Source organism: Micromonospora sp. NPDC048905, assembly GCF_040649655.1.
Lineage (GTDB): Bacteria > Actinomycetota > Actinomycetes > Mycobacteriales > Micromonosporaceae > Micromonospora.
The window spans coordinates 26,453-48,571 of the sequence record NZ_JBEZFV010000023.1; the positions used below are offsets into that span (position 1 = coordinate 26,453).

Here is a 22,119-nt window from a genome sequence, read left to right on the forward strand (position 1 = left end):
CGACCATCGTCGAAAATCCGTTTGAGGAGATCCATGTCGACCCCTGCTGACCAGATCATCACAGCTCTGCGCGCGGGCCACGAGGAGCTCGCCGCGCTCGTGCGGGACCTCAAGGAGGACGACCTGCTCCGGCCGTCGGGGGCCAGCGAGTGGCAGGTCTCCCAGGTGCTGAGTCACCTGGGCAGCGGCGCCGAGATCAACCTGGCGACGCTGGACGCCGCCCGCACCGGCGCACCCGGCCCGGACGGGGACTTCAACCGTGGCGTCTGGGCACGCTGGGACGCGATGGCCCCGGCCGAGCACGCCGCCGGGTTCCTCGCCGCCAACGAGCGGCTGGTCGAGGCGTACGAGGCGCTGGACGCCGAGACCCGCTCCTCGATGCGAATCGACCTCGGTTTCCTGCCGGAGCCGGTGGACGTGGCCACCGCGGCCCGGTTCCGGCTCAGCGAGTTCGCCCTGCACCAGTGGGACACCGAGGTGGCGTTCAACCCGTTCGCGGCGGTGACGCCGGGCGCGGTGGCGCTGCTGCTCGACCAGATCGGCGGCATGCTGGCCTGGACCAGCCGACCGCAGGAACTGGGCGGGCGGGAGGCCACGCTGCTGGTCCGGGTGCACGCGCCCGAGCGGACGTTCGGGCTGCGGCTGGGCGAGAAGGTCGAGGTCGTCGACGCGCCGGAGCGTCCCGACGGCGAGTTGGAGGCCCCGGCCGAGGCGTGGCTGCGGCTGGCCACCGGACGGCTGGGCACCCAGCACACCCCGGACGGGGTGCGGGCGACCGGTTCGGTGACCCTCGACGACCTGCGCCGGGTCTTCGTCGGCTTCTGACCAGCGGCCGTGCGGGCCGGTCAGCCCGGCCCGCACGGCACGTCAGCCCTTCACGCAGACCACCTGCTTGAGGTGCGCGACCACCTCGACCAGGTCCTCCTGCTGGGCCATCACCTCGGTGATGTCCTTGTACGCGCCGGGGATCTCGTCGACCACCCCGGCGTCCTTGCGGCACTCCACCCCGGCGGTCTGCGCGGCCAGGTCCTCGGTGCTGAACGTCCGCTTGGCCTGCGCCCGCGACATCCGGCGCCCCGCCCCGTGCGACGCCGAGCAGTACGCGTCCGGGTTACCCCGGCCCCGCACGATGTACGACCCGGTGCCCATCGACCCGGGGATGATGCCCAGGTCACCCCGGCCGGCCCGGATGGCACCCTTGCGCGTCACCAGCACGTCCACCCCGTCGTAGCTCTCCTCGGACACGTAGTTGTGGTGGCAGCTGATCGACTCGTCGTAGGCGACCTGCGGGAACTGCTCCCGCACCACCCCGCAGAGCAGGGCCAGCATGACCGCCCGGTTGCGCCGCGCGTACTCCTGCGCCCACCACAGATCCCGCCGGTACGCGTCCATCTCCGGCGTCCCGGCGAGGAACACGGCCAGGTCCCGGTCCGGCAGGTCGGCGTTGTGCGGCAGCCCCCGGGCCACCCCGATGTGCCGCTCGGCCAGTTCCTTGCCGATGTTGCGGGACCCGGAGTGCAGCATCAGCCAGACCCGCCCCTCGTCGGCGCCGCCCTGCTCCAGGCAGACCTCGATGAAGTGGTTGCCCCCGCCGAGGGTGCCGAGCTGCCGCCGCGCCCGCGTCTCCAACTGTGCCACCCGCCGGTCCAGGCCGGCGAACCGGCCCCAGAAGTCGTCCCAGCCGGCCTGCTCCAGACCCCGGATCCGACGCGTGTCGACCGAGTCCTCGCGCTGGGTGAAGCCGACCGGGATGGTGGCCTCGATCGCGGAGCGCAGCCCGGCCAGGTCGTCGGGCAGGTCGGCGGCGGTCAGCGAGGTACGCACCGCCGACATCCCGCAGCCGATGTCGACGCCGACCGCGGCCGGCGAGACGGCCTGCCGCATCGCGATCACCGAACCGACCGTGGCGCCCTTGCCGAAGTGCACGTCGGGCATGACGGCGACACCCTGCACCCAGGGCAACGCACCGATGTTGCGCAGCTGCTTGGCGGCCTGCGGCTCGATCGCGTAGGGGTCGGTCCAGACCCGGACCGGAGCCCGGGTACCGGCGAGAGGGGTGAATCCCATCGTGGTCTCCTCGTGTCGTGCGATGACCGTTGATGATCAGGTATGAGCGCGGCGGCGGTGCGCGGATACGAAACGGCCGCCCGATCCCGGTGGGATGGGCGGCCGGCGGACGCGTCAGCGTCGCGTCAGTCGCGCCACCCCGGCTCGTTGCGCCGCAGCGCCGGGTACGCACAGGCTCTGGTGGTGCCGAGCAGAGACCCGCCGGCAGGGAGCAGCCGGGCGGCATCGGTGCGGATGCGTCGTGGCACGGCGTACTCCCTTCGGGGTGTGGCTCGGTCGACCTTGCACCGACGAGCCTAGGAGGGCTGCGGGGCGTCCGCAATGGATATCGCCGTTACCGGCCGCCGACTCGGCGGGCGACCGCCAGCAGATACCCCTTGCGATCCAGCGGGTCGTTGTCCCAGCGGGGCCGGGTGGGGCTGGGACCGGGCACCGGGCGGTACCTGTCGAACTCGGTCTCCAACACACCCTCGCCCCGGGTCAGCGCGGGCAGGCGACGCTCCAGCGCGTGCACCCGGCCCGCCGGGATCTCGCCCCGCACCAGGTACGACGTGCCCCGCCCGATGGTGTCGGTCGGCACCGCGTCCAGTCGGGTGAGCGCCGGCAGCAGCGTGCCGAGGACGTCACCGGGCACTTCCAACCGGAAGCGGTGCACCGGCTCGTGGACCCGCGTACGGGCACGGGTGAGCGCGGCCATCAGCACCAACGGGGTGAGATTGCGGAAATCCCCGGCGGTGCTGGACATGCTCTTGTCGAAGCTGCCGTGCGAGTGGCTCTGCCGCGCCCAGTAGCCGGCGTGGGTCATCGTCACCTCGCAGTCGGGGACCTCCCACCCGTGCAGCCCCTGGCGCAGGGTGCGACGTACGGACTCCTCCACGGCGGCGAAGAAGGCGGGTGGCATCGAACCCAGCTCGACGCCGAGGTGGAACCTCACACCGGCCCCGGTCGGCGCCGGGCCGATCCGCAGCCCGACGGTGGCCAGGAAGGGGTTGGGCGCCACCGCGATCACCTCGACCGCCTCGCCGACGCGGCACACCCGTTCCACGTGCACCACGCTGGTCTCCCGGAACGTCACCCGCACGCCGAAGTCGTCGGCCAGGGTCGCCTGGATGACCTCCTTCTGCACCTCGCCGTAGAGCGACACGCTGATCTCGTGCCGCCGGTCGTCCTGCCGCAGGTTGATCAGCGGGTCCTGTTCGGCGAGTTGGCTCAGCGCCGCGTGCAGCGCGGCCCGGTCGACGGGGCGCTCCGGCACCACCACCGTCTCCAGCGTGGGTGGCGCGAAGTGGCGGTCCGCGACGGCACGTTCCGGGGGTACGCCGACCGGGTCGCCGATCCGCGCGTCCGGCACACCCCACAGCCGGGCGATGTGGCCGGCACCGACCGACGACGCCACCACGTCGGCCCCCTGGCTGGCGACACGTATCGCCGTGACCAGCGCGGCGTCGGCCGTACCGACGCGAACCCGGTCGCGAACCCGGATCGTGCCGGCGAAGAGGCGGACCAGGGCGATCCTCTCCCCCGCCGGTCCCCGCTCGATGGCGAACACGGTGCCGGAGACCGGGGCGTCCAGGTCACCCTGACCGGTCGGCAGCAGTTCGGTGATGCCGGCGATCAGCGCGCCCACGCCGGTGCCGGTGATCGCCGAGCCGGCGTACACGGGCTGCACCAGCGCCCGGCGGGTCCGCGTCGCCAACACCCGGCGCAGCCGCGGGTACGGCACCGCCGACGGGTCCGCCACCCAGTCGGCGAGCAACCCGTCGTCCTGCCCCGCGAGCACGTCGAGCAGCCGGTCGGTGAACCCCACGTCGGCGGGGCCGTACGGCGAGCAGTGCGCGCCGCGAGTCCCCGGCGCCACCACCGAGCCCATCGCCACCACGGTCGGAGTGAGCTTCTCCGCGACGGCCCGCACGACCCGCTCGGGGTCCGCCCCGGCCCGGTCGACCTTGTTGACGAAGATCAGTGTCGGGATGCGCAGCCGCCGCAGGGTCCGCATCAGCACGCGGGTCTGCGGTTGTATCCCCTCCACCGCGGAGATCACCAGCACCGCGCCGTCGAGCACGCCGAGCACCCGCTCGACCTCGGCGATGAAGTCCGGGTGACCGGGCGTGTCGATCAGGTTGACGGTCACGTCGTCCAGCACGAAGGAGACGACGGCCGAGCGGATGGTGATCCCGCGTTGCCGTTCCAGAGCCAGGGAGTCCGTACGGGTGCTGCCCGCGTCGACACTGCCGAGCTGGTCGGTCACGCCAACGTCGTGCAACAGCCGCTCGGTCAGGCTGGTCTTACCGGCATCGACGTGAGCCAGGATGCCGAGGTTCAGAGTCTTCACGCAGCGTCAGGTCCTTCAGGTAGGCGACAGATCCCCTCTGGTCGGACATCGACGCAGCGCGCATGGTGACTCCCTGGCTGTTGGTGGCGGTTTCGGGTAGTTCAGCAGGCCGTCGCGGCTCGGACAACCGATTTAGCCGGCGCTCCCGTTCACGTACCGTCCGGCTCCGCGACGCCGCGTGCTCACCTGACGCGGCTAGGTTCGCGCGGCACTGTCCGCCCCTGTCCCGGGAGAACCACCATCACCGCCACCTGGCCGTCGCACCATGTCGGCACCGTCGCCACCGCACCGGACCTGCCTCGGGCGGACGCGGATCGTGGACCGCGCGACATCCGGTTCGGCGCGACGGTGGCGGGTTGGGTGCTCCCCGCCCTTGTCGCGCTGGCGCTTGGCCGGTGGCGGCTGACCGGTCCGGCCCTCTGGGCCGACGAGTTGGCCACCTGGGGCGCGGTCCGGTTGAGCTGGTCGCAGCTGTGGCAACTCGCCGGTTCGGTGGACGCGGTCCTGACTCCCTACTACGCCCTGATGAAGGTGTACGTCGCCGTGGCCGGCACGTCCACGGCCGCGCTGCGGCTGCCCTCGGTCGCCGCCAGCACCGTCGCCACGGTGGTGGTGACCGCGCTCGGACGTCGACTCGGCGGCCCTGGGACCGGCCTGCTGGCGGGGCTGCTCTTCGCGATCCTGCCGGTGACCTCCCGGTACGCGCAGGAGGCCCGGTCCTACGCCCCGGTGATCCTCGGTGCCGCTGTCGCCGTGTGGTGCCTGATCAGCCTGCTGGAGGAGCCCACGCGTCGCCGCCTCGCCGGGTACGCCGCCGCCGTCGGCGTCGTCGGGCTGCTGCATCCGCTCAACGGCCTGCTGATGCTCGCGGGTCACGCCGTCGCGGTCGGCTGGTGGCAGCTCCCTCGCCGAGCCGAGGGCTGGCGGACCGTACGCGGGTGGGTGACGGCCGCCGGCGTGGGTGTGCTGCCGGCGCTCGCGCTGTCGGTCTGGGGTCGGGGGCAGAGCGCCCAGGTGTCCTGGATCGCGCTCGTCGACCTGGGTGCCCTCCAGGCGTTCCCGGAGCGGCTCTTCCACTCCGCGGCCGTCGGCGGGCTCGTCCTCGTCCTCGCGATCCTCGGCGTGCGCCGCGCCCCGGCGTACGTGTGTCTGGCCGGCGCGGCGTTCGTCCCGATGGCGCTGCTGTTGCTCGCCGGCACCCAGCTACACGTCTGGGTGGCCCGCTACGTGCTTGTCGTGCTGCCGGCGCTGGCCGTCCTCGCGGCGTCCGCCCTGGCCCGCGTCGGACGGTCGTCGGCCGTCGTCGCGGTCGTCCTGGCGGCCGTCCTGGCCCTCCCCGCACACGTCGCCATTCGCGCCCACGCCGGTCACAGCCAGGACTCGTACCGGATCGCGGCGGTCATCGGTCCCCACTACCGACCCGGCGACGTCGTGGTGTTTCCGGACAGCCACCCGAGCATCCCCTGGTCACCGCGCGACATCTACGAGCGCTACCTGCCGGCCCCACGCCCACCGGACGTGCTGCGCGTCGCCCCGCAGCGCAGCGACGGCCGGTTCCTGGCGACGGAGTGCCCGGACGCCACCTGCCTCGGCACACCACCGCGCATCTGGGTCGTCGGGGCCGATCCCGCGGCCGACCCGCTGCGGGACATGGCACCCGGCAAGCGGGAACGGATCAGCGCCGGCTACCGGGAGGCACAGCGCTGGCGGTACCCACTGCTCAGCATCACCCTCCTGGAGCGCACGGCCTGAGGGGCCCGGCAGTAGTAGCCGACCAGGGCCGATCGCGGAAGGAGAGCTTCCCCGATGCCTGGCAGACTCGCGGGCATGGTGGAGACCTCGGTGCGGCTGCTGCGGCTGCTGACCCTCCTGCAGGTTCGCCGGGAGTGGTCCGGCCCGGAACTGGCCGAACGGCTGGCGGTCACCACCCGCACCGTGCGCACCGATGTGGAGCGCCTGCGGGTGCTGGGCTACCAGATCGAGTCCCACCCGGGGGTCGCCGGAGGCTACCGGCTCGGCGCCGGATCGGCCCTGCCGCCGCTGCTGCTCGACGACGACGAGGCCGTGGCGGTGGCCGTCGGGCTGCGGGCGGCCGCCGGCGGTTCGGTGACCGGAATCGAGGAGACGTCGCTGCGGGCGCTTGCGAAGCTGGAGCAGTCGCTGCCGTCGCGGTTGCGGCACCGGGTGGACGCCCTGCGGGCCGCGACGGTCTCCGCCGCGGGCGGCGGCCCGACCGTGGACGCCGACACGCTCACCGCCGTGTCGACGGCGGTGCACCGGGCCGAGCGCCTGCGCTTCGACTACGCCGGGCATGACGGTACGGCCACCGTGCGCGACGTCGAGCCGTACCGGCTGGTCTACACCGGTCGGCGCTGGTACCTGCTCGGCTGGGACACCGACCGGGCCGACTGGCGCACCTTCCGCGCCGACCGGATCCGGCCCCGGGTGCCGACCGGCCCACGCTTCACCCCGCGGGAGCCGCCCGGCGGCGACGCGGTCGCGCACGTGCTGCGCGGCGTCGGTTCCACCGCCTGGCCGCATCCCGCCCGGGTACGCCTGCACGCGTCGGCCGACCAGGTGGCCCAGCGGATCCCCAGCACGGCGGGCCTGCTGGAGGCGATCGACGAGCGGACCTGCCTGCTGCACACCGGTGGGGAGTCGCTGAGCAATCTGGCCGCCTTCCTCAGCACCATCGGGGTCGACTTCGACGTGCTCGACCCGCCGGAGCTGCGCGACGTCGTGCGTGCCGTCGCCGCCCGGTTCGGTCGGGCCGCTCAGGTGTCGTAGCGGCCCTGGCGTCGCCGGTAGTAGGCGTAGGCGACCGCGGCGAGCAGTGGTCCCCACAGCAGCAGCGGGAGATAGCAGGCGTAGAAGATCGCGGCCTCCCCCTCACCGCGCTGCGTGGGGAAGTCCGCCGGGAGCGGCGTGCCCCGCATGGTGACCCCGGCGAATATCTGGATGAAGGCGCTGGTCCACAGGACGGTCAGGACCGTCGCGCCGAGCGTCGCGGGTATGAGCGCGGCCGGCGTCGGCACCCGGCGGCCACTCAGCCAGGGAATCCAGCGCGGGAATCGCTCTCCCCAGCCGGCGACGAGACCGACGGCGGTGAACGCGATCAGCTCCGCCACGATCGAGAGGCAGACGACGTACACCCGCCCGTCGAACCCGACGCCGTCGCGGAACGCGACCGGGAGCCGCCAGAGGCCGGAGGGCAGCACGGTGAACGGGATGACGTAGGCGGCGACCCGCGCCCAGCGGGGCACTCCCGCCACCGGGGCGTGGGCCTTACGCCACGCCACGCGTAGCCGCGATTCTCCGGTTTCGGCGACCATCGGTGGCGACGTCGAGGGTTTGGGAGCATCGAGGCGGTCAGGTGTTCTCATGCCGCTCACGCTAGGAACCGAGCAGGCCGGGCCACCTCCCTCTCGCGAGGGAGTGCACCACCCGGTCGGTCGACCACCGTCGGTCATCGTGCGGCGCCAGGTCTCCCGAGCCGTCCGAGCCGGACCTCACCAACTGCCCGGGGGTGACCTCTGGCCGCTGGCGACACCTGTCGGCTTCGGCTCCGCCACCATCGTGTCGTGGTGACGGAGCCGAAGCGCCGACCCCTTGGTCGTGCCGGCCGATGAGGCGGGCGGCAGACGGGCTGGTCGGGCCGGGCAGCTAGGACTGCGGCACCAACCGGAAGGACTGCGCGGCGGTGCCGTTGCAGGTGTATTGGATGAGTTGGACGCTGTCCGCCGTGGACGCTCCCGGCACGTCGAGGCACTTGCCGCTTTGCCGGTTGACCAGGCGGTAGTAGCCGCCGCCCTCCGATTCGGCACGCCACTGCTGGTTGTTGCCACCGCTGTAGGACCAGAGCTGGATCGGCGCCGAGTCGGCTGTCGACCGGTCGGTCACGTCGAGCACCTGGGCGGCGTTGGTGCGGTTGTTGACCCGCAGGTAGCCGCCGCTGGTCGGCGCGAACTGGTACTGCTGCGCGGCGCTGCCGTTGCAGGCGTACTGCTGGATGGCCGTGCCGTTCGCGCTGGCGGCGGCGCGCGCGTCCACGCACTTGCCGTTGCCCCGGTTGACCACCGTGTGCCAGGCGGTCGGTGAGATCGTGCCGCCGGTCGGCGGAGGCGTGGTCGGGGTGGTGGTGCCGGCGCCGGCGAGCCAGTGCAGCCCGTCGATCAGCAGCTGGTTCTGCTGCGCGCTGTCGAACGTCGACGACAGCCCGGTGTTGGTGCTGTAGTTCATGGCGTTGTGCCCGAAGTTGGCGTAGAGCATCTTGTACTGCCGGTTGCTCCACACCAGCGGGTAGTACCCGCCGTACCAGGACTGGTTGGGGTCGGTGCCGACCGGGAAGCTGGACGCGTCGACCGAGGCGAGGATGTCGATGTTCGGGTTCTGCCGCAGGTCGTTGCTCCAGGAGTACCACTCGCTGATCGACGACGGGAAGGTCGCCGGGAGGTTCCGGGTGGCCGGGTGGGTGCGGTTGTCGGCGCGCATGGTGACCCGGGTGGGTCCCCAGGTGTTGGTCTGGAACGAGCCGGTGCCGAGGAAGGTGTTGTAGTACCAGCTCCAGCTCGACGGATTGTCGGTCCACGCGCTGACGTGGAAGCCGAACCACGCCCCGCCGTTCTGCATGTACTGCTGGAACGCGGCCCGCTGCGCGGTGGGCGGCGCGTCGTCCAGGAACATGACCACCTTGTACTGGGCCAGGTTCGCGGTGTTCAGCAGACCCCAGTTGTTGGTGGCCTCCCAGGAGAAGCCGTGCTGCGCGGCGGCCTGCGGGAACCAGGCCCGGGCGTCCCGGACGAAGTCGATGTGCGCGGCGTCCCAGGTGCCGTTGTAGAAGGCCAGGACCTTGAACGTCGGCGCGGCTTGCGCGGACCGCGAGGCGTTGACCGCGAGGCCGGCGCTCAGCGCGACCAGCAGAGCGACGAACAACGACAAGATTCGTCTGGTACGGGAGGAGAGTTCTGCGATCACCTGATCGTCCCTTCGGTGGGGACGCGCGCCGCCGCGTCGACCTGCATCTGTTCACAAGGTTTACAGATAGACGAAAGGTTATGCGGTGGCACCGGCGGCGTCAATCATGGGTCGGCTGAACGGGTGGGATTCCGGTGCCAGCGGGTACTCCGGCCCGATGACCAGCCCGGACGCCGTCGACGTCGACACGCCCCTCGCCGTCGACCTGCCCGCCGCGCCGCACGACGCCAGCGGCGAGTGGGTGCCGACCCGTGACCTCGCCGGGCTCGCACCCGCGGCCCGGCCGGCCCGCCGCTGGACCCCGCGCCGGGTGGTGGCCACCCCGGCGGCGCTGGAGCACCCGCACGGCCAGCGGATCGTCGAGCTGGTGCAGGCACAGGGCATCGAGGTGGAACACCTGCGAGCCAACCGGCTCACCGGGGTACGCGGACAAACCGACCGGGAGACGTACGCGCGGGCGAAGGCCACCATGGCGATCGTGGTCAGCCCACCCTCGCGGCGCACCCTGCAACCCATCGCGCCCAGCGCCGACTGGCGGGTCGACCTCGCCGAGGGCTGCCCGGCGCACTGCCAGTACTGCTACCTCGCCGGTTCGCTGTCCGGCCCGCCGGTGACCCGGGTGTACGCGGACCTCGACGACATCCTGGACGGGCTGGCCGTGTACGCCGGGCGTGGGACGGTGACCAGCCGCAACGCGCGACGCGCCGACGAGGGCACCACCTTCGAGGCGTCCTGCTACACCGATCCGCTCGCGCTGGAGCACCTCACCGGCAGTTGGCGGCGGGCGGTGCAGCACTTCGCCGCCTGGGACGCGCCCGTGCAACTGCGCTGGACCACCAAGTACGCCGACGTGGACACCTTCGTCGGGCTGCCGCACGCCGGCCGTACCCGGGTCCGGTTCAGCGTCAACTGCGCACCGGTGAGTGAACGGTTCGAGGGCGGCACCGCCCGGGTGCCGGAGCGGCTGGCCGCGCTGCGCCGGCTCGCGCTCGACGGCTACCCGGTCGGGCTGACCATCGCCCCGATCATCGCGCTGCCCGACTGGCGGGAAAGCTACGGCGAGTTGCTCGACCAGGTCCGCGCGGCGGTCGACGGGGTGCCGGAGCTGGACCTGACCGCCGAGCTGATCACTCACCGGTTCACCCCGGGCAGCAAGGAGGTGCTGCTGGGCTGGTACCCGCGCACCCGGCTGGAGATGGACGAGGAGTCGCGCAGCCGCAAACAGGGCAAGTTCGGCGCGGTGAAGTACGTCTACCCGCGCGACACCATGGCCGAGCTGCGCGGCTGGTTCACCGCCGAGCTCGCGTCGCGGGTGCCGGCCTGCCGGATCCTCTACTGGACCTGAGCCGTCCCCGGCATGTTTCGGAAAACTTTCGCGAACCTCGCCGTCGTCGCTTGACGGCAACCTTCTCATCCACCAAAGTCGATGCGGGTGTAGGTAGGCGTGCCGTCGGGAGCTCGGCCGCCAGCGGGGCAATGAGCGATGTGGTGTCGGGTGCGATGGGCAGCACCTGTTAGCGCTCACACTGTGCCGCACCGCTGTCCTGGCCACGGTGGCGGCGTGGCCCGACAGCGATCTGTCATGGCAACGCGGCACTTCGCGTGTTCACGCCCCCGATCATCAGGAGAATGGTCCATGAGAAGACCCAGAGTTATCCGGGCCGCCGCGGTGTCCGCCGGCGCGGTGCTTGTGGCATCGACGGCGATCGCCGTGGCGATGCCGGCCGGGGCAGCGGCCGCTGGCTGTTCGGTGGATTACAGCGTGTCGTCGCAGTGGCAGGGCGGGTTCGGCGCCAACGTCGCCATCACCAATCTCGGTGATCCGGTCAGCAACTGGACGTTGGCCTGGTCCTACAGCGCCGGTCAGAGCGTCACGCAGGCGTGGAACACGACACTGACCCAGAGCGGCGCGGCGGTCACCGCCAGGAACGTCAGTTACAACGGCGCGATCGCCACCAACGGCACCGTCTCGTTCGGCTTCAACGGCTCGTGGACCGGCAGCAACCCCGCGCCGGCCAGCTTCACGCTCAACGGGGTGGCCTGCACCGGCGAACCGGCACCGACCACGCCACCGCCGACCAGCGCACCGCCGACGACCCCGCCACCAACCACCCCACCGCCGACGACCCCACCGCCGACCACTCCGCCGCCGAACGGGCCGGCGGACATCACGGTGAACAGCGCGACCAGATACCAGACAGTCGACGGGTTCGGGGCCGCGCAGTCGATCTGGGGTAGCGCCTGGTCGACGACGGACACCCAGACGCTCGTCGGGCTGGGCGCCAACCAGTTGGGGCTGTCCATCGTGCGGACCGGCCTGTCGCCGGTGTCCAGCGAGTGGGCGACGCACGTGGACTCGCTGAAGACGGCGGAGTCGTACGGGTCGAACGTGAAGATCCTCGCCTCGCCGTGGACCGCACCGGCGGCGTGGAAGACGAACAACAGCCGGGTCAACGGCGGCAAGCTGAGGACCGACTACTACGACGACTACGCGAACCATCTGAACAGCTACGTGCAGTACATGCGTGGCCAGGGCGTGAACATCGACGTCACCTCGGTGCAGAACGAGCCGGACTGGCACCCGGATTACGACTCGATGGACTGGAGCGGCACCGAGCTGCGCAATTTCGTCCGGGACCAGGGCACGAAGGTGCAGAACACCAAGCTGATGGTCGCCGAGGCGGTCAACCTAAACTACAACTTCACCGATCCGACCCTGAACGACACCACCGCCCGCAACAACATCGGCTACATCGGCGGGCACCTGTACGGCACCGAGGAGTCCGGCCGGCTCAAGCCGTATCCCCTGGCCGCGCAGTACAACAAGCCGGTGTGGATGACCGAGTGGAACCTGCACGCCGCCGACGGTGGCGGCTCCAACATCTGGGGCAACCCCGCCAACGGCACGGTCTGGAACGAGACGCTCGACGACATCATGCGCACCGTGCACCGGTCGATGGAGGCGAACTGGAGCGCCTACATCTGGTGGTACGGCAAGCGCTACTACTCCTTCATCGGCGACGGTGAGTCGGCGTTCGGCACCGTCGCGGGCGCTCCGCTCAAGCGCGGGTACGCGTTCTCGCAGTACGCCAAGTACGTCCGCCCCGGCTACCAGCGGGTCGCCCTGACCAAGAGCTCCAAGGCCTCGCCCCTGGAGGTGACCGCCTACCAGGGCGACGGCAAGGTCACCCTGGTGATCCTCAACCGCTCGAACAGCGCGGTCACCAACGCCGTGGTCCAGGCGCCGCAGAACGTCACCCGGGCCGAGCACTACCTCACCTCGCAGAACGCCAACGCGGCCAGCCAACCGACAAGCGTCAACGGCGGTCAGGCCACCATCAACGTCGCCGCCCGCAGCATCTCCACGCTCGTGTTCACCCTCTGAGGGCCGCACCGCCCCAGGTGGGCGTGTGGGTGTTGGATCGCGGATCCGCACCCACACGCCCCACCGGCCGCCCCCGGTCGGGGCGGACGCGGTATCGACCGGCCGGGTCAGCCAACGCGCGTGCCGGACGGCGGCGCGTCAGCCGACCGACGAGCGGGCGACCGGCGCGGCGAAGAACGTGTCCGGGTACGGCTCGTCGCGCAGGCTGTAGTGCCACCACTCACGGTCGTAGTTGACGAAGCCGGCGTCGGTCATCAGCCGCTGCAACAACCGCCGGTTGTCTCGCGCCGTCCCGGTGATGCGGGGGTCGGCGGTGTGCGCCCGGGAGTCGAAGCAGTCGAAGCCCGTACCCATGTCGACGCTGTTGTCGGCGAAGCGCCGCCCCGGGGGCGCGGTGCAGGCGACGAGCGGCTGCCCAGGCCGGTACGCGGGCTGGTCGGCGGCGGGGTCGTCCACAAGCGTCAGGTCCATGGTGCTGCCCCGGCTGTGCGCGGTGGGCGCCCCGATGTAGCCCTCGGCGAAGAGCCGATCCTTGGCCAGGTCCGGGTAGAACTCGGCCTTGGTCTGCTGCTCGCCGGGGCGCTTCGACCAGGCGACGAAGTCGTCCACCGCCGGCTGCGGGCGGTAGCAGTCGTACACCTTGAGGCTGTGCCCGCCGGCCAGGGCGGCGTCCTGCACCCGGCGCAGCGCCTCGGCGGCCTGCCGGGTGAGCAGGCACAGCGGCTCCGGGTAGCCGGCGATCGGGCGGCCCACGAAGTTGTGCGCCGTGGCGTAGCGGATGTCGGCGTGGATGCGCGGGTCGACGTCACTCAGGTCCACGAATCCGGGCAGCCGGGCGGCCGCGGATCTGGACGTCGCGGGGGTGGGCGTCGCGGAGGTGGGCCGGGGGGTGGGACTCACCGGCGTCGACGGGGGCGCGGCCGGCGCGGGGCGGGGCTCCGGCCGCGAGCAACCGCCGAGCAGCACGGCGACCACGAGCGCGACGGCGATCCGGTGACCCACCTCTCCTGTCTATCAGCCGGGCCGGCGGCGCGGGCCGGATGCACCCGTTCCGGGTCGGCCCCGCTGGGCACGTGGCCCGGTCAGCTCTCGGTCAGGTGTGCGCGCAGGAAGACCAGCGCCGACTCGTCGTCGTCGATCCCGCCGGCCTCGTGGCCGTTGTAGCGCCACACCGCCAACTCGCTCGGCCCGGCGTGGGCGTTGGCCGCCGCGTAGACCGTCGACGGCGGGACGATCTCGTCCATCAACGCCACCGAGTACCGCGCCGGACGGCGGCAGCGGCGGGCGAAGTTGACCCCGTCGACGTACGCGAGGGTGGTCAGCACCCGCTCCTCGGCGTACCGGTGGATCGCCAGGTAGTCGCGGATCTCCCGGTAGGGGCGGGCGGCGGTGGTCACCACCGCGCGCGGAATGTCGCAGAGGAACGGCACGAACGCGACCACCGCCCGTACCCCGGGTGCCAACGCGCCGGCCGCGAGCGCCAGCCCTCCGCCCTGGCTGTGCCCGAGCACCGCCACCCGGGTCGGATCGACGAGCGGCAGGGTCCGGACGGCGTCCACCGCCCGGACGGCGTCGGTGATCAGCCGCCGGTAGTAGTAGGTCTTCGGATCGGCGATGCCGCGGGTGGTGACGCCGGGCGCCTCCGGCCCGGCCGCGCCGAGGTCCGGGGTGTCGCCCCGGCTCCAGCCCGAGCCCTGCCCCCGGGTGTCCATCTGCAGGTGCGCGAACCCGGCGGCGGCCCAGAGCAGGTTCTCCAGCGGGTGCCCGCGCCCGCCGCCGTAGCCGGCGAACTGGACCACCGTCGGCAACGCCGTGTCGGCGCCGCGGGGCACCCGCAGCCAGGCCCGCACGGACTGGCCGGCGAAACCCGCGAAGGTCACGTCGAACACGTCGATGCTGTCCAACTCGGTCGCGACCGGCTCGGCCCGCACCGGCCAGCCGGCACGCCGGGCCTCGGTCAGGGTGTCGGCCCAGAAGTCGTCGAAGTCCGCCGGCTCCGTGACGACGCCGCGGTAGTCCCGCAGCTGTTCCTCAGGTAGATCGGTGTACATGCCGTCCCCGGTCGACGAAGTTCCGGAAAGATTCCGTAACTTCGCCGAACGCTAGAACCGACCTGGCATGTCGTCAACCCCCGTCGGTGAGGCAAGATGACGCGTGGAACGGGCACACCGTTCCGGGATCCTCGGTTGACGACGTCTCGTGGTCGTTCTTCCGGCACGGTGAAGGAGACGCGGGTGGGCGCGGACGACGGACGCAGGGTGACCATCACCGCGATCGCACGGGAAGCCGGGGTGTCGGTGCCGACCGTGTCACGGGTCCTCAACGGTCGCTCCGATGTCGCACCGGACACCCGGGAGCGGGTCGAGGAGTTGCTGCGCCACCACGGCTACCGGCGACGCACCAGCCGCAGCGTTCGCCGCGCCGGCCTCGTCGACCTGGTCTTCAACGACCTGGACAGCCCCTGGGCCGTGGAAATCATCCGGGGCGTGGAGGATGTCGGGCACGGCGCGGGAGTCGGCACGGTGGTCTCCGCGATCCACCGGCAGCCCACCGCCGCCCGGCAGTGGCTGCAGAACCTGCGCACCCGGGCCACCGACGGGGTCATCTTCGTGACCTCGCACCTCAGCCCGCCGCTGCACGCGCAACTGCGCCGCCTCAACGTGCCGGTGGTGGTCGTCGACCCGGCCGGTGTCCCGGCCATGGACGTGCCGACGATCGGTGCCACCAACTGGGCCGGCGGAATGGCCGCGACCGAGCACCTGCTGGCGATCGGGCACCGGCGCATCGGCCTGGTGGCGGGGCCGACGCACCTGCTGTGCAGCCGGGCGCGGCTCGACGGTTACCGGGCCGGGTTGGAGAGCGCCGGAGTGCCGGTGGACGACGAGCTGATCTACCCGGGCGACTTCTACCACGCCTCCGGGTTCTCCGGCGCGACCGCGCTGCTCGACCTCGCCGACCCGCCGACCGGCATCTTCGCCGCGAGTGACCAGATGGCCTTCGGCGTCTACGAGGCCATCCGGCGGCGCGGGCTGCGGGTGCCGGACGACGTGAGCGTCGTCGGCTTCGACGACCTGCCGGAGGCCCGCTGGGCATCGCCACCGCTGACCACGGTGCGGCAGCCGTTGGTCGAGATGGGACGGTTGGCGGCCCGGACCGTGCTGCGCCTGGCCCAGGGTGAGGGCATCGACTCGCCACGTGTGGAACTCGCCACGGAACTTGTCGTCCGCGACAGCACCGCCCCGCCGTCCGGGTCGCCCGGCCCGTCGTGAGGCCGGAACTGGGTCGGTAGCCGGTCGGACCAGTTCCGATCCGCTTCCGAGAATTTCGGTCGCCGGGCTTCCCCCCGGCTGGCGCTCCCGCTGGCGCGGTGAGCGGCAGACGCCGCCCACCGCGCCGCCTGCTCAGTGGTGGTGGTGCGCGCGGACGGCCTTTCGAATGGTCACCGGCAGCGCGGGCGCGCCGTCGACCGGCGCCGGGTCCTCGGCGGTCGGCGCCACTCCCCCGGCCGCGATCCGGTCCAGGGTGGCCAACCCGGCCGCGTCGACCTCGCCGAAGATCGTGTAGTTGGGGCGCAGCGCCGAGTTGGCGTAGACCAGGAAGAACTGGCTGCCGTTGGTGTCCGGCCCCGCGTTGGCCATCGCCAGCACGCCCCGGGCGTACACCCGGCGTTCCCCGGTCGGGTCGGTGGGCGCCGGCGGCAGGTCGGTCGGCAGTTCGTCGCGGTACCGGTAGCCCGGGCCGCCCTCGCCGGTGCCCGACGGGTCACCGCACTGCAGCACGCTCAGCGTCGGGTACGCGGTGAGCCGGTGGCACGGGGTGCGGTCGTAGAAACGCTTGCCGACCAGGTGCAGGAAGCTCTGTACGGTGCACGGTGCGGCGGCCCGGTCCAGCGTCAGCCCGATCGGTCCGTGGTTGGTCGACAGGGTCACCCGGACACTGCCCCGGGCCGGGGTGCGCCGTGGGTCGGGCGGCAACGGCACCGGCCGGGCCGCGGGCTCGTCGGGTGTCTCGGTGTACGCGCACGGGCCGTGGGTGGTGCGCGGCGGTCGGGTGGCGGCGTCCGCGGCGGTGGAAGCGCCCTCGGCGGCGGCGGGCGCGGCGACCGCGCTCGGGGACGCCCCGACGACGAGCGCCCCGGCGAGCGCGGTCACCCCCGCGAGGCGGGACAGGACGTGCACCGGCCGGCGGGGTGCCGCCACGCCGCGGTGCGGTTCGAGTTCACTCGACACGGTGATCCTCCTGGACTCGTGGTGCCAGAAAGACCGGAGTCTATGGACACCAGCACCCGATGTCGATCCGCCCGGGCAGTCAGCGGCTCCGGCCAGTCAGCGGCTCAGGGCAGCCGACGGCGACGCCGCCACAGCAGCCCGCCCAACAGCGCCAGCACCCCCGCGCCACTCACCGCGGTCACCGACCACAACCATCCCGAGCCGGTACGCGCGGGTCCGCTGGCCGCCGCCGGCCGGGGCGCACCGGGTGCGGCCAACGCGGACGGCGCCGCCGACGGCGTGGCGGTCAGTTCGCCCGGCTCGACCAGCCGGCCGACGGACGCGTCCCGGGGCAGCGTGAAACCCCAGTCCAGCAGGGCCGCGCCCTGCTCCCAGCCGCGCTTCGGCGCCGGTTCGGCACCCAACAGGGTGACCACCAGCCGTCGGCCGTTGCGTTCGGCGGCGCCCACGTAGGTGTGCCGGGCCAGGTCGGTGAAGCCGGTCTTGCCGCCGAGCGCGCCCGGGTACCGGTAGATGAGTTGGTTCTCGTTCTGGATCTGGAAACCCTTGGTGCGCTGCGCCGGCTGGGTGGGAATCTGCGTCTGCTCGGTCAGCGCGTACCGGCGGAAGGTCGGGTCGGCGAAGCAGGCCCGGGCGATCAGCGCCAGGTCGTACGCGCTGGTGAACTGCCCCTTGCCGTCCAGCCCCGACGGGGTGACCGCGTGGGTCTGCAGCGCGCCCAGGTGGTGGGCCTGCTCGTTCATCGCGCGTACGCCGGCGGCGCTGTCCGTCCCGCTGCCGAGCCGGGCCAGCGCGTTGGCGGCCTCGTTGCCGGAGTTGAGCAGCAGCCCGAGCCAGATGGTCTCGATGGTGTACCGACCGCCCGCGACGAGTCCCACGGCGGAGGAGCCGGGCTCGATGTGCATGTCGTCCTCGGTGACGGTCACCGTCTGCTTCGGGTCCAACCGAGGCAGCATCGTGGCCGCCAACAGGAGCTTCTGCACGCTGGCCGGGGTGCCGTACTCGTGTGGGCCGCACCCGCCGAGCACCTGGCCGCTGTCCAGGTCGGCGACCAGCCACGACGTGGCGGTGATCGCCGGTGGCGCGGGGGCGTCGGCCGGCACGACCAGGCCGGTCGTGTCCAGGGCCGCGCCGCCGACCACCCGCTGCGCGGGAACGGCGGGCGGGGGTGCGGGGCGGGGCGGGCGGGACACCGCCGGGGCCGGCACCCGCGGGCACCGCACGGTTGCCCCGGCGGACGCTCCCGCGGCGGCGACCGGCGCGGGAGCGAGCAGGATGGCGGACGCCGTGGCCGCCAGCAGCGCAGCTCTCATGTGCCCGACCCTAGCCAACAAGATCGCTCGGTGGGACGGGTCGGTCAACCCGCCTCGCCGCCACCGCGCAGGTAGTCGTGCAGGGCGGCCGTGCCCCGCAGCCGGCGCAGGCTGCGAATGTGCAGGTCCTGCTCGCGGCGGGCCAGTTCGGCGCGGACGCGCTGGGGGCTGCCGGTGGTCCGCAGTTCCTCCAGCACCGCCTCGATGATCTCGAACGGGTACGCGCCTCGGCGCAGCAACGCGATGACCTGCGCGGCGCGTAGTTCCACCTCGTCGTACACCCGGTAGTTGGTGCCCGGAGCGCGACTCGGGCGCAGCAGCTCGCGCTGCTCCCAGAGCCGGAGCTGGGAGGTTCGCACCCCGACCAGGGCGGCGACCTCGCCGATGCGGGCGGCGCGGCGTGGTGCGGGCCGCGCCAACGGTGGGCTGGCCAGCACGGTCACGAAGGCGCCGAGCACCCGGCGGATCTCGGCGCGTTCCCGGTCCAGCTCGGCGTGACCGCCGTCGAGCGCGGCCAGGGCCGCCGGCAGGTCACCCCGATGCACCGCCGCCATGATCTCCCGGGCGCGACTCCAGCCGTGCCCCTCGGCCAGCCGTCGCGCGACGCTCAGCGCCCGGGCATGCGCGGTCGTGAAGATCCGGTAGCCGCTCTCGGTCCGCCGCGCCGGGGGCAGCACACCCTGCTCGACGTAGTTGCGCACCTGCTGCACCGAGATCCCGACGGTGGCCGCCAGGTCCACGGCCCGGAGTCGATCCTTCGGGGAGACGTCCACGCGAGCCACCGTACCGCTTACGACGTGATTTGAGACTTTCCCGGACGTGCTGCTGCCTCCTGCGCTTGGTTCTCCACGAAAGTCTCTACATGGGGATGAATGAGACAATGGAACCCGCCAGCATCGGCGGGGCACAGTCCCGCCACGACTCCGTGAAGGGTTCGCATGTCGCAGCCAGCATGGTCCGCCGCCGACAGCCACGACATGATCGAGGTACGCGGGGCGCGGGAGAACAATCTCGCCGACGTCTCGGTCGACATCCCCAAACGCCGGTTGACCGTCTTCACCGGCGTCTCGGGCTCGGGCAAGTCGTCGCTGGTCTTCGGCACCATCGCCGCCGAGTCCCAGCGCATGATCAATGAGACCTACAGCGCGTTTCTCCAGTCGTTCATGCCGAACCTCAACCGACCGGACGTCGACTCGCTGCGCAACCTCAGCGCGGCCATCGTCGTCGACCAGGAGCGGATGGGCGTCAACTCCCGCTCCACCGTCGGCACCGCCACCGACGCGTACGCCATGCTGCGGATCCTCTTCAGCAGGCTCGGCCAGCCGTCCATCGGCGGTGCCGGGGCGTTCAGCTTCAACCTGCCCGAGGGCATGTGCCCCACCTGCGAGGGGCTGGGCCGCGTCTCCGACCTAGACATCAACGAACTGGTGGACGTCGAGCGCTCCCTCAACGACGGCGCCATCACCGTGCCGAACTTCGCCGTCGACTCCTGGTACTGGCAGACGATGGCCGGCTCCGGCCTGTTCGACCCGGACGTCAAACTCCAGGACTTCACCCCGCAACAGTGGGAGGACTTCCTCCACAAGCCGTCCACGAAGATCAAGGTGGGCAGCAACAACTGGACGTACGAGGGCCTGGTGGTCAAGGTCAAGCGTCTCTACCTGGCCAAGGACCGCGAGTCGATGCAACCGCACATCCGCGCATTCGTCGACCGGGCGGTCACCTTCACCACCTGCGGCGACTGCGGCGGCACCCGACTCAACGCGGCGGCCCTGTCGTCGCGGATCGCCGGACGCACCATCGCCGACTGCTCGGCGATGCAGATCAGCGACCTGGCGACGGTCGTGCGCGGCATCGACGACCCGGGGGTCGCACCACTGATCGCCAACCTGCGTGACCTGCTGGACTCCCTGGTCGAGATCGGTCTGGGCTATCTCAGCCTGGACCGGGAGTCGGCCACCCTCTCCGGCGGTGAGGCGCAACGGGTCAAGATGGTCCGGCACCTCGGCTCCAGCCTCTCCGACGTCACCTACGTCTTCGACGAACCCACCGTCGGCCTGCACCCGCACGACATCGCCCGGATGAACGACCTGCTACTGCGACTGCGCGACAAGGGCAACACGGTGCTGGTGGTCGAGCACAAGCCGGAGACCATCGCCATCGCCGACCACGTCGTCGACCTCGGGCCGGGTGCCGGCACCGACGGCGGCCGGATCTGCTTCACCGGCGACGTGCCCGCGCTGCGCCGCTCCGACACCCTCACCGGTCGGCACCTGGACCACCGGGTGACCCTGCGCGGCCAGGTACGCCAACCCACCGGGCAGCTCGCCATCCGCCAGGCCGACCTGCACAACCTGCGCGACGTGGACGTGGACCTCCCGCTCGGCGTGCTCACCGTGGTCACCGGCGTGGCCGGCTCCGGCAAGAGTTCACTGATCCACGGGTCGCTGCGCGGCCGGTCCGGGGTGGTCATCGTCGACCAGTCCCCCATCCGCGGGTCCCGGCGCAGCAACCCGGCCACCTACAGCGGGCTACTCGACCCGATCCGTACCGCCTTCGCCAAGGCCAACGGCGTCAAGGCGGCCCTGTTCAGCGCCAACTCCGAGGGTGCCTGCCCGGCCTGCAAGGGAATCGGGCTGATCTACACGGACCTGGCGATGATGGCCGGCGTCGCCAGCGTCTGCGAACGCTGCGAGGGTCGACGCTTCACCGACGAGGTGCTCACGTACACGTTGCGCGGCAAGAACATCAGCGAGGTGCTGGCCATGTCGGTCACCGAGGCGTACGCGTTCTTCCCGGGTGGTCCGGCGCACCTCATCCTCGGCCGGCTGGTCGACGTCGGGCTGGGCTACCTCAGCCTCGGCCAGCCGTTGACCACCCTGTCCGGCGGGGAACGGCAACGACTCAAGCTCGCCATCCACCTGGCGGAGAAGACCACCACCTACGTGCTGGACGAACCCACCACCGGCCTGCACCTGGCCGACGTGGACCAACTGCTCGCCCTGCTCGATCGGATGGTCGACGCCGGCAACACCGTGATCGTCATCGAGCACCACCAGGCCGTCATGGCCCACGCCGACTGGCTCATCGACCTGGGGCCGGGCGCCGGCCACGACGGCGGCCGGATCGTCTTCACCGGCACGCCCGCCGACCTGGTCGCCCGTGGGGACACGCTGACCGCCACCCACCTGCGCGAGTACGTCAACGAACCGGCGGTGACCCGACAGGGGTAGGCGCCCAGGGGCGGGCGGTGCAGGTCAGACCACGCGGCGCAGCCAGCGCCGCTGCCAGGGCGTCTCCACCGCCTTGGGGTGGTAACCCTCCCGGACCCACGACACCGCCCGCTCGGCCGGCAGGCCGTCGAGAATCGCCAACGCGGCCAGCGCGGTACCGGTCCGCCCCACCCCACCCCGACAGGCCACCTCGACGCGCGCACCGTCATGGGCGCGCCGCAACGCCGCCCGCAGCGCATCGAGGGCATCCGCCCGATCCGTCGGCACCCAGAAATCGGGCCACCGGATCCGCCGGTACGGCCACGCCGGAGCCGGACCGGGCGCCAACAGCAGTGCGAAGTCGGCGGGCGACGTCACCGTGGCGACGCGGCGCCCGCGTACCGTCACCCCGCTGGGGAGTACGAGCAAACCAGATTGCTCGGGCCAGGGCTGAGAACCGGTCACCCGAGCGATTATGCCGCTGCCGGACCGACAGGTGGGCACAGACAGCGCCGCCCCCGGCCCGGGGGGCCCGGGGCGGGGCGGGGGGCGGGGGGGAGGGCGCCGCGCCGCGGGTGGCGCGGCGCCGCGCCCGCTCGGCAGAGCG

At 72.1% G+C, this 22,119-nt stretch carries 18 protein-coding genes; 7 read left to right on the forward strand and 11 right to left on the reverse strand.

Translation table 11 applies throughout. The features are described from left to right. Nucleotides 1–33: 33 nt before the first annotated feature. Complete coding sequence (locus AB0C01_RS33245) at nt 34–825, forward strand: maleylpyruvate isomerase family mycothiol-dependent enzyme (RefSeq protein WP_357239420.1); 792 nt, start codon at nt 34–36, stop codon at nt 823–825. Nucleotides 826–867: 42 nt separating this feature from the next. On the opposite strand, the gene AB0C01_RS33250 is transcribed toward AB0C01_RS33245, so the two are convergent. The 3 genes from AB0C01_RS33250 to AB0C01_RS33260 all read right to left on the reverse strand — a co-directional run bounded on the left by AB0C01_RS33250 (nt 868) and on the right by AB0C01_RS33260 (nt 4,399). Further along, entirely contained in the window at nt 868–2,067 is a 1,200-nt protein-coding gene (locus AB0C01_RS33250) for an RtcB family protein (RefSeq protein ID WP_357573026.1), read from the reverse strand. 125 nt (nt 2,068–2,192) lie between these two features. Next, nucleotides 2,193–2,315, reverse strand: coding sequence for a hypothetical protein (locus AB0C01_RS33255; protein WP_357239426.1), 123 nt, complete (start codon nt 2,313–2,315; stop codon nt 2,193–2,195). 86 nt (nt 2,316–2,401) lie between these two features. Beyond that, a complete protein-coding gene (locus AB0C01_RS33260) occupies nt 2,402–4,399 on the reverse strand; it encodes a translation factor GTPase family protein (RefSeq protein WP_357573027.1) in 1,998 nt (665 codons plus the stop codon). A 360-nt stretch (nt 4,400–4,759) separates the two neighbouring features. Here AB0C01_RS33260 and AB0C01_RS33265 point away from each other — a divergent pair, with 360 nt between their 5' ends. Together AB0C01_RS33265 and AB0C01_RS33270 are read left to right on the forward strand one after the other, a co-directional pair. Then, entirely contained in the window at nt 4,760–6,151 is a 1,392-nt protein-coding gene (locus AB0C01_RS33265) for a glycosyltransferase family 39 protein (RefSeq protein WP_357573028.1), read from the forward strand. Between the two features lie 75 nt (nt 6,152–6,226). Continuing rightward, entirely contained in the window at nt 6,227–7,186 is a 960-nt protein-coding gene (locus AB0C01_RS33270; protein WP_357573038.1) for a YafY family protein, read from the forward strand. Here the strand turns inward: AB0C01_RS33270 and AB0C01_RS33275 are convergent. Both AB0C01_RS33275 and AB0C01_RS33280 read right to left on the reverse strand, forming a co-directional pair. After that, a complete protein-coding gene (locus tag AB0C01_RS33275) occupies nt 7,174–7,782 on the reverse strand; it encodes a hypothetical protein (protein ID WP_357573029.1) in 609 nt (202 codons plus the stop codon). The two genes, AB0C01_RS33270 and AB0C01_RS33275, sit on opposite strands and share 13 nt — an antisense overlap. Nucleotides 7,783–8,062: 280 nt before the next feature. Beyond that, a complete protein-coding gene (locus tag AB0C01_RS33280) occupies nt 8,063–9,337 on the reverse strand; it encodes an RICIN domain-containing protein (RefSeq protein WP_357573030.1) in 1,275 nt (424 codons plus the stop codon). A 193-nt stretch (nt 9,338–9,530) separates the two neighbouring features. Between AB0C01_RS33280 and AB0C01_RS33285 the strand changes: the two genes are divergently transcribed. Both AB0C01_RS33285 and AB0C01_RS33290 read left to right on the forward strand, forming a co-directional pair. After that, nucleotides 9,531–10,718, forward strand: a complete 1,188-nt coding sequence (locus AB0C01_RS33285; protein WP_357573031.1) for a spore photoproduct lyase family protein — start codon at nt 9,531–9,533, stop codon at nt 10,716–10,718. 291 nt (nt 10,719–11,009) lie between these two features. Further along, the gene (locus AB0C01_RS33290; RefSeq protein WP_357573032.1) at nt 11,010–12,758 is read left to right on the forward strand and encodes a cellulose binding domain-containing protein; all 1,749 of its coding nucleotides are present in this window, start codon (nt 11,010–11,012) and stop codon (nt 12,756–12,758) included. A gap of 138 nt (nt 12,759–12,896) precedes the next feature. Here AB0C01_RS33290 and AB0C01_RS33295 read toward each other — a convergent pair whose 3' ends face one another. Together AB0C01_RS33295 and AB0C01_RS33300 are read right to left on the reverse strand one after the other, a co-directional pair. Further along, nucleotides 12,897–13,760, reverse strand: coding sequence for a M15 family metallopeptidase (locus AB0C01_RS33295; RefSeq protein ID WP_357573033.1), 864 nt, complete (start codon nt 13,758–13,760; stop codon nt 12,897–12,899). A gap of 80 nt (nt 13,761–13,840) precedes the next feature. Further along, nucleotides 13,841–14,809 carry an acetylxylan esterase gene (locus AB0C01_RS33300; RefSeq protein ID WP_357239446.1) on the reverse strand — a complete coding sequence of 323 codons (969 nt, stop codon included), beginning with the start codon at nt 14,807–14,809 and terminating at the stop codon, nt 13,841–13,843. Nucleotides 14,810–14,992: 183 nt separating this feature from the next. On the opposite strand from AB0C01_RS33300, the gene AB0C01_RS33305 reads away from it, so the two are divergent. Next, nucleotides 14,993–16,027 carry a LacI family DNA-binding transcriptional regulator gene (locus AB0C01_RS33305; protein WP_357239448.1) on the forward strand — a complete coding sequence of 345 codons (1,035 nt, stop codon included), beginning with the start codon at nt 14,993–14,995 and terminating at the stop codon, nt 16,025–16,027. 132 nt (nt 16,028–16,159) lie between these two features. Here the strand turns inward: AB0C01_RS33305 and AB0C01_RS33310 are convergent, their stop codons facing one another. The 3 genes from AB0C01_RS33310 to AB0C01_RS33320 all read right to left on the reverse strand — a co-directional run bounded on the left by AB0C01_RS33310 (nt 16,160) and on the right by AB0C01_RS33320 (nt 19,073). Further along, complete coding sequence (locus AB0C01_RS33310) at nt 16,160–16,987, reverse strand: peptidylprolyl isomerase (protein ID WP_357573034.1); 828 nt, start codon at nt 16,985–16,987, stop codon at nt 16,160–16,162. 104 nt (nt 16,988–17,091) lie between these two features. Beyond that, on the reverse strand, nt 17,092–18,300 hold the full coding sequence (locus tag AB0C01_RS33315) for a D-alanyl-D-alanine carboxypeptidase (RefSeq protein ID WP_357573035.1): 1,209 nt from the start codon (nt 18,298–18,300) through the stop codon (nt 17,092–17,094). Nucleotides 18,301–18,344: 44 nt separating this feature from the next. Then, a complete protein-coding gene (locus AB0C01_RS33320; protein ID WP_357573036.1) occupies nt 18,345–19,073 on the reverse strand; it encodes a MerR family transcriptional regulator in 729 nt (242 codons plus the stop codon). Nucleotides 19,074–19,238: 165 nt separating this feature from the next. On the opposite strand from AB0C01_RS33320, the gene AB0C01_RS33325 reads away from it, so the two are divergent. Next, nucleotides 19,239–21,533, forward strand: coding sequence for an excinuclease ABC subunit UvrA (locus AB0C01_RS33325; protein WP_357239460.1), 2,295 nt, complete (start codon nt 19,239–19,241; stop codon nt 21,531–21,533). 24 nt (nt 21,534–21,557) lie between these two features. Here AB0C01_RS33325 and AB0C01_RS33330 read toward each other — a convergent pair whose 3' ends face one another. Then, nucleotides 21,558–21,977, reverse strand: a complete 420-nt coding sequence (locus tag AB0C01_RS33330; RefSeq protein ID WP_357573037.1) for a protein-tyrosine phosphatase family protein — start codon at nt 21,975–21,977, stop codon at nt 21,558–21,560. Nucleotides 21,978–22,119 lie beyond the last annotated feature (142 nt).

Coding starts and splice junctions, on each gene's coding strand:
- AB0C01_RS33245 (WP_357239420.1), top strand. CDS start 34: ATGTCGACCCCTGCTGACCAGATCATCACAGCTCTGCGCGCGGGCCAC.
- AB0C01_RS33250 (WP_357573026.1), bottom strand. CDS start 2,067: ATGGGATTCACCCCTCTCGCCGGTACCCGGGCTCCGGTCCGGGTCTGG.
- AB0C01_RS33270 (WP_357573038.1), top strand. CDS start 6,227: ATGGTGGAGACCTCGGTGCGGCTGCTGCGGCTGCTGACCCTCCTGCAG.
- AB0C01_RS33275 (WP_357573029.1), bottom strand. CDS start 7,782: ATGAGAACACCTGACCGCCTCGATGCTCCCAAACCCTCGACGTCGCCA.
- AB0C01_RS33285 (WP_357573031.1), top strand. CDS start 9,531: ATGACCAGCCCGGACGCCGTCGACGTCGACACGCCCCTCGCCGTCGAC.
- AB0C01_RS33290 (WP_357573032.1), top strand. CDS start 11,010: ATGAGAAGACCCAGAGTTATCCGGGCCGCCGCGGTGTCCGCCGGCGCG.
- AB0C01_RS33300 (WP_357239446.1), bottom strand. CDS start 14,809: ATGTACACCGATCTACCTGAGGAACAGCTGCGGGACTACCGCGGCGTC.
- AB0C01_RS33315 (WP_357573035.1), bottom strand. CDS start 18,300: ATGAGAGCTGCGCTGCTGGCGGCCACGGCGTCCGCCATCCTGCTCGCT.
- AB0C01_RS33325 (WP_357239460.1), top strand. CDS start 19,239: ATGTCGCAGCCAGCATGGTCCGCCGCCGACAGCCACGACATGATCGAG.